Annotated in this window: 5 protein-coding genes and 1 pseudogene; 4 read left to right on the top strand and 2 right to left on the bottom strand. The window is 63.0% G+C overall.

The genetic code is table 11. The annotated features are described in order from the left end of the window. The 4 genes from BGN91_RS10740 to BGN91_RS10725 all read left to right on the top strand — a co-directional run. On the top strand, nt 1-225 hold a 225-nt coding region (locus tag BGN91_RS10740), incomplete at its 5' end, for a peptidoglycan DD-metalloendopeptidase family protein (protein WP_292612968.1). Continuing rightward, complete coding sequence (locus tag BGN91_RS10735) at nt 222-1,577, top strand: S41 family peptidase (RefSeq protein ID WP_292612966.1); 1,356 nt, start codon at nt 222-224, stop codon at nt 1,575-1,577. The genes BGN91_RS10740 and BGN91_RS10735, both read left to right, overlap by 4 nt. A 149-nt stretch (nt 1,578-1,726) precedes the next feature. Further along, nucleotides 1,727-2,935: a divergent polysaccharide deacetylase family protein gene (locus BGN91_RS10730; RefSeq protein WP_292612964.1), complete on the top strand. Its 1,209-nt coding sequence runs from the start codon at nt 1,727-1,729 to the stop codon at nt 2,933-2,935. 57 nt (nt 2,936-2,992) lie between these two features. Next, complete coding sequence (locus tag BGN91_RS10725) at nt 2,993-3,496, top strand: RNA pyrophosphohydrolase (RefSeq protein ID WP_292612962.1); 504 nt, start codon at nt 2,993-2,995, stop codon at nt 3,494-3,496. A gap of 143 nt (nt 3,497-3,639) precedes the next feature. Here the strand turns inward: BGN91_RS10725 and BGN91_RS10720 are convergent, their stop codons facing one another. Together BGN91_RS10720 and BGN91_RS10715 are read right to left on the bottom strand one after the other, a co-directional pair. Continuing rightward, nucleotides 3,640-4,047 carry a F0F1 ATP synthase subunit epsilon gene (locus BGN91_RS10720; RefSeq protein ID WP_292612960.1) on the bottom strand — a complete coding sequence of 136 codons (408 nt, stop codon included), beginning with the start codon at nt 4,045-4,047 and terminating at the stop codon, nt 3,640-3,642. 169 nt (nt 4,048-4,216) lie between these two features. Next, a pseudogene (locus BGN91_RS10715) lies at nt 4,217-4,922 on the bottom strand (F0F1 ATP synthase subunit beta); the annotation flags it as partial.

The following is a 4,922-nucleotide window of genomic DNA, read 5'->3' as shown; positions in this document are numbered from 1 at the left end:
TATCATGTCCTCATCGCCGGGATGGAGCGTATTTCGGTTAACATCGGCCAGTTCGTGTTGACCGGAGAGCCGGTAGCGACAATGGGATCGACCTCCCGCGTCGCCTCGATTCTCGCGGCAAACCCGAGTCAGCCCGTTCTCTATATCGAGTTCCGTAAGGACGGCACTCCGATTGATCCAGGCCCATGGTGGGCCGCAAATAACGACCAAAAGGTTCGCGGATGATGCGCAAGGCTTCCCTTATTCTTCTCAGCGCTGCCGCGGGTGCGGCGCTGACGCTGTTCGTGACGCAGCCGCGCTCGGTGCTGATGGGATCGAGCGCGCGAGCCGCGACCTCGGATACCTATCGCCAACTCAACCTGTTCGGAGATGTGTTCGAGCGGGTCCGCAGCGACTATGTCGAGAAGCCCGACGACAGCAAGCTGATCGAATCGGCCGTTAGCGGCATGCTGTCGGGCCTCGATCCGCATTCGAGCTACATGGATGCCAAGAGTTTCCGCGATATGCAGGTGCAGACGCGCGGCGAGTTCGGCGGCCTCGGCATCGAGGTCACGATGGAAGACGGCCTGGTCAAGGTGGTCTCGCCGATCGACGATACGCCGGCGTCCAAGGCGGGAATCCTGGCGAACGACGTCATCACCAATCTGGACGACGAGGCGGTGCAGGGGCTGACCCTCAATCAGGCCGTCGACAAGATGCGCGGTCCGATCGGCACCAAGATCAAGCTGAAGATCATCCGCAAGGGCCAGGACAATCCGATCGATGTGACGCTGGTGCGCGACAACATCCGCGTCCGCTCGGTGCGCTCTCACGTCGAGGCCGATGACATCGCCTATGTTCGCATCACCACCTTCAACGAGCAGACCACCGAAGGCCTCAAGAAATCGATAGCCGACCTTCGCAGCCAGATCGGCGACAAGCTCAAGGGCTACATCATCGATCTGCGCAACAACCCCGGCGGTTTGCTCGAAGAAGCGGTTACCGTGTCCGACACCTTCCTCGATCGTGGCGAGATCGTGTCGACGCGCGGCCGCAACGCCGAAGAAACCCAGCGCCGCAGTGCGCATCCCGGTGACCTCACCAAGGGCAAGCCAGTGGTCGTTCTGATCAACGGCGGGTCCGCATCGGCTTCCGAAATCGTTGCCGGTGCGTTGCAGGACCACAAGCGGGCGACGCTGATCGGCACCCGCTCGTTCGGCAAGGGCTCCGTGCAGACCATCATTCCGCTCGGTTCGGGCAACGGCGCGCTGCGGCTGACCACGGCGCGCTATTACACGCCTTCGGGCCGCTCGATTCAGGCCAAGGGCATCGTTCCGGATATCGAGGTGCTTCAGGATGTACCCGACGAACTGAAGTCGCGGACCGATACCAAGGGCGAAGCCTCGCTGCGCGGTCATCTGCGGAACGGCACCGACGAGAAGACCGGTTCGCAATCCTATGTGCCGCCGGACGCCAAGAACGACAAGGCGCTCAAGATGGCCGATGACCTTTTGCACGGCATCAAGATCAACGCCTCGTCGCAGGCTTCCCGCGACAAGGCGGCGATCGAGAAGCCGGCGGACAAGGCCGCGAACTGACGCCCAATAAGCCGGATTTGCGGAAGCGGACATTCCCCGAATGCCCGTTTCCTCCACACCGGGGCCGATAGCCCCGGGTATGCACGATGCAGCCTGCCGCCCGTGGCGCCGTCCATGGTATCGTCGAATCGGATGATTCGGGGAGCTTCATGGCCGACACGACGGACGATCTCAGCGCGCCGCTCGGACAGAACTCGGCACCCAGGCGCAGATTGCGGCTTCCCTTCACGCTGCCGCAGGCTACCGCGGTCCTGCTGGGATTGATCCTTGCCGCCTTCCTGGGGTTTGCGCTTTTCAACCACGATCCGCTCGGCGGCGAACCCACGGCGCGGGTGGCGATCCGGCAACCCGCAACGCCGGAGGACAAGCCTGCGGCGGTCCCGCCTGCATCGAAGCCGGCCAGTGCGACTGCCGCTGCGAACCCCCAACCCGAGGCCGGTCAGAAGACCATCACCATTATCGACGGCTCCAGCGGCGCGCGTCAGAACGTCGTGGTTGCGGGCGGGGATTCCGCCATGGCCGGCGGCGAGATTGCGCCGGCGACGATGGCCGGGATCGATCCGCGCCTGCTGGAGAAGTCGCGTTACGGAATGATACCGGTTGTCGCCGCTGATGGCTCGAAGCCGTTCAAGGCCTATGCGATGGGCACCGATGCGGATCGAGCCAAGGCGGCCACGATGCCGGTGGTCGCCATCGTGGTCGGTGGTCTCGGGGTCGGCGCGGCCAAAACCATCGACGCCATCATGAAATTGCCGCCCGCCGTGACGCTTGGATTCACGCCGTACGGGTCCGATCCGGTCAAGCTGGTGGAGCGGGCGCGCGCGCAACGTCACGAGGTTCTGCTGGAAGTCCCCATGGAGCCTTATGACTATCCCGACAACGATCCTGGACCGCAGACCCTGCTGACGTCGCTCGGCACTGAACAGAATATCGATCGCCTCTATTGGCACCTCAGCCGCTTTCAGGGATATGTCGGTCTCGCCAATTTCATGGGTTCCCGTTTTGTCGCCGCCAACGCCGTCATGCAGCCGATCATTCACGAGGCAGCCAAGCGCGGACTTGGCTATCTCGACGACGGTTCCACCCCGAGGAGCGTCGCGGCTCAGCTCGCGGAGGGGCAGGCCATGCCGTTCGCCAAAGCCGATCTGACCATTGATTCCGTTCCGACATCGGTGGAGATCGACAAGGCGCTCACACGGCTCGAAGACCTGGCGAAGGAGCGGGGAACCGCGATCGGCATGGCTTCGGCGCTTCCGGTTTCCATCGACCGGATCGGTGCCTGGACCAAGGCTCTCGAAAGCCGCGGCGTGATGCTGGTGCCATTGACAACCGCGATGCTGAAATCAAAATCGAGTTGATCTTCGAATCCGCGTCCCACCGCTTTCACAGCGGGAGACGCGAAAGGCATTGACGGAATGGCGCGCTACGACGATCTACCCTACCGCACGTGCGTCGGAATGATGCTGATCAACGAGAGCGGACTCGTTTTCATCGGTCGCCGCGCCGGCGGCGTCGAGCATGTTGACGACAGTCATGTCTGGCAGATGCCGCAGGGCGGCGTCGATCCCGGCGAGGATACGTGGCTTGCGGCGAAACGCGAACTTTATGAAGAGACCAGCGTCCGTTCGGTCGAGAAGCTCGCCGAGGTATCCGACTGGCTGATCTATGACATCCCGCGCACCGTGGCCGGACGGGCCTGGAAGGGGCGTTATCGCGGCCAGCGCCAGAAGTGGTACGCTATGCGCTTCACCGGCAGCGACAACGAGATCGACGTCGCCAATCCGGGCGATGGCCACAAACCGGAGTTTATCGCCTGGCGCTGGGAGCCGATGCAGAACCTGACCCGGCTCATCGTGCCTTTCAAGCGCCCGGTCTACGAGCGGGTGGTCAGGGAATTCGCGCGCCTCTCGGGCGATTAGCTGGTTACGCGGGTCTCAACCGGAGTTGATGCCCATATCGTTTTTTCGAGCGAAGCTGATGCCGGTTCGCGTCAAGAAAACGCGTCACATCAATATCATCGAGCCCCGCTTCTGATTCCATCAGAAGCGGAAGGGCTTTTCGCTCAATGCAACGCCGTGGTGTGGAGCTGGCTCTGAATGCTCTTGAAATGATCCAGCCGCTCGATCGCCTTGTCGAGTTCGGAACCTTCTTTTTCCGCCAGCTTGGCTTCCATGCCCGCGATCGTATCCGCGAACTGGGCGCGATCGAGTTCATCGATCGAGGTCGCCACGTCGGCGAGCACGGTCAGACCTTTTTCCGAGACCTCGGCCAGACCGCCGAGCACGATGATCTTCTGCTGGGTGCCGCCAGCGGTGACGGTCAGGATCCCGGGACGAATCGCTGCAACGACGGGCGCGTGGCCGGCGAGGACGCCGAAGTCGCCCTCGACGCCGGGGACGTCGACCTGATCGACTTCGCCGGAAAAAGCCAGTTTCTCCGGCGAGACGAGATCGAAATGGAAGGTGGCCATGGCACACGGTCTCTTTCTTCACCTCTCCCGCTTGCGGGGGAGGTCGACCGGCGAAGCGGTCGGGTGGGGCTCTCTTTCATGCAGAGGAGGTTTAGACCCCCTCCCCAATCCTCCCCCGCAAGCGGGAGAGGCGGTCGCCGCAAACCTTGCAGCGCGATCTTCTGTTAGCTTAAGCCGCTTCGGCCGCCAGCTTCTTGCCCTTCTCGACGGCTTCCTCGATGGTGCCGACCATGTAGAACGCCGCTTCCGGCAGATGGTCGTATTTGCCCTGGCAAAGATCGCGGAAGCCCTTGATGGTGTCGGCGAGATCGACGAACTTGCCCGGCGAGCCGGTGAACACCTCGGCGACGTGGAACGGCTGCGACAGGAAGCGCTCGACCTTGCGGGCGCGGGCGACCGTGAGCTTGTCTTCTTCCGACAGTTCGTCCATGCCGAGAATGGCGATGATGTCCTGCAGCGACTTGTAGCGTTGCAGCACCTGCTGCACCGTGCGCGCGGTCTGGTAGTGCTCCTCGCCGACGATCAGCGGCGAGAGCATGCGCGAGGTGGAGTCCAACGGGTCCACCGCCGGATAGATGCCTTTTTCCGAAATGGCGCGGTTGAGCACCGTAGTGGCGTCGAGGTGGGCGAAGGATGTGGCCGGCGCCGGGTCGGTCAAGTCGTCGGCCGGCACGTAGATGGCCTGCACCGAGGTGATCGAACCCTTGTTGGTGGTGGTGATGCGCTCCTGCAGCGCGCCCATGTCGGTGGCGAGCGTCGGCTGATAACCCACGGCGCTCGGAATGCGGCCGAGCAGCGCCGACACTTCCGAGCCGGCCTGGGTGAAGCGGAAGATGTTGTCGACGAAGAACAGCACGTCCTGGCCCTGGTCGCGG

This window comes from Nitrobacter sp. 62-13 (genome assembly GCF_001896955.1).
In the GTDB taxonomy this organism is placed as follows: domain Bacteria; phylum Pseudomonadota; class Alphaproteobacteria; order Rhizobiales; family Xanthobacteraceae; genus Nitrobacter.
The sequence above is the reverse complement of the archived record's forward strand: the minus strand, read 5'-3'. Positions and strand labels throughout refer to the sequence as shown.

Excerpts from the sequence above, each read along its gene's own strand:
- BGN91_RS10735 (WP_292612966.1), top strand. The coding sequence starts at position 222 with ATGATGCGCAAGGCTTCCCTTATTCTTCTCAGCGCTGCCGCGGGTGCG.
- BGN91_RS10730 (WP_292612964.1), top strand. The coding sequence starts at position 1,727 with ATGGCCGACACGACGGACGATCTCAGCGCGCCGCTCGGACAGAACTCG.
- BGN91_RS10725 (WP_292612962.1), top strand. The coding sequence starts at position 2,993 with ATGGCGCGCTACGACGATCTACCCTACCGCACGTGCGTCGGAATGATG.
- BGN91_RS10720 (WP_292612960.1), bottom strand. The coding sequence starts at position 4,047 with ATGGCCACCTTCCATTTCGATCTCGTCTCGCCGGAGAAACTGGCTTTT.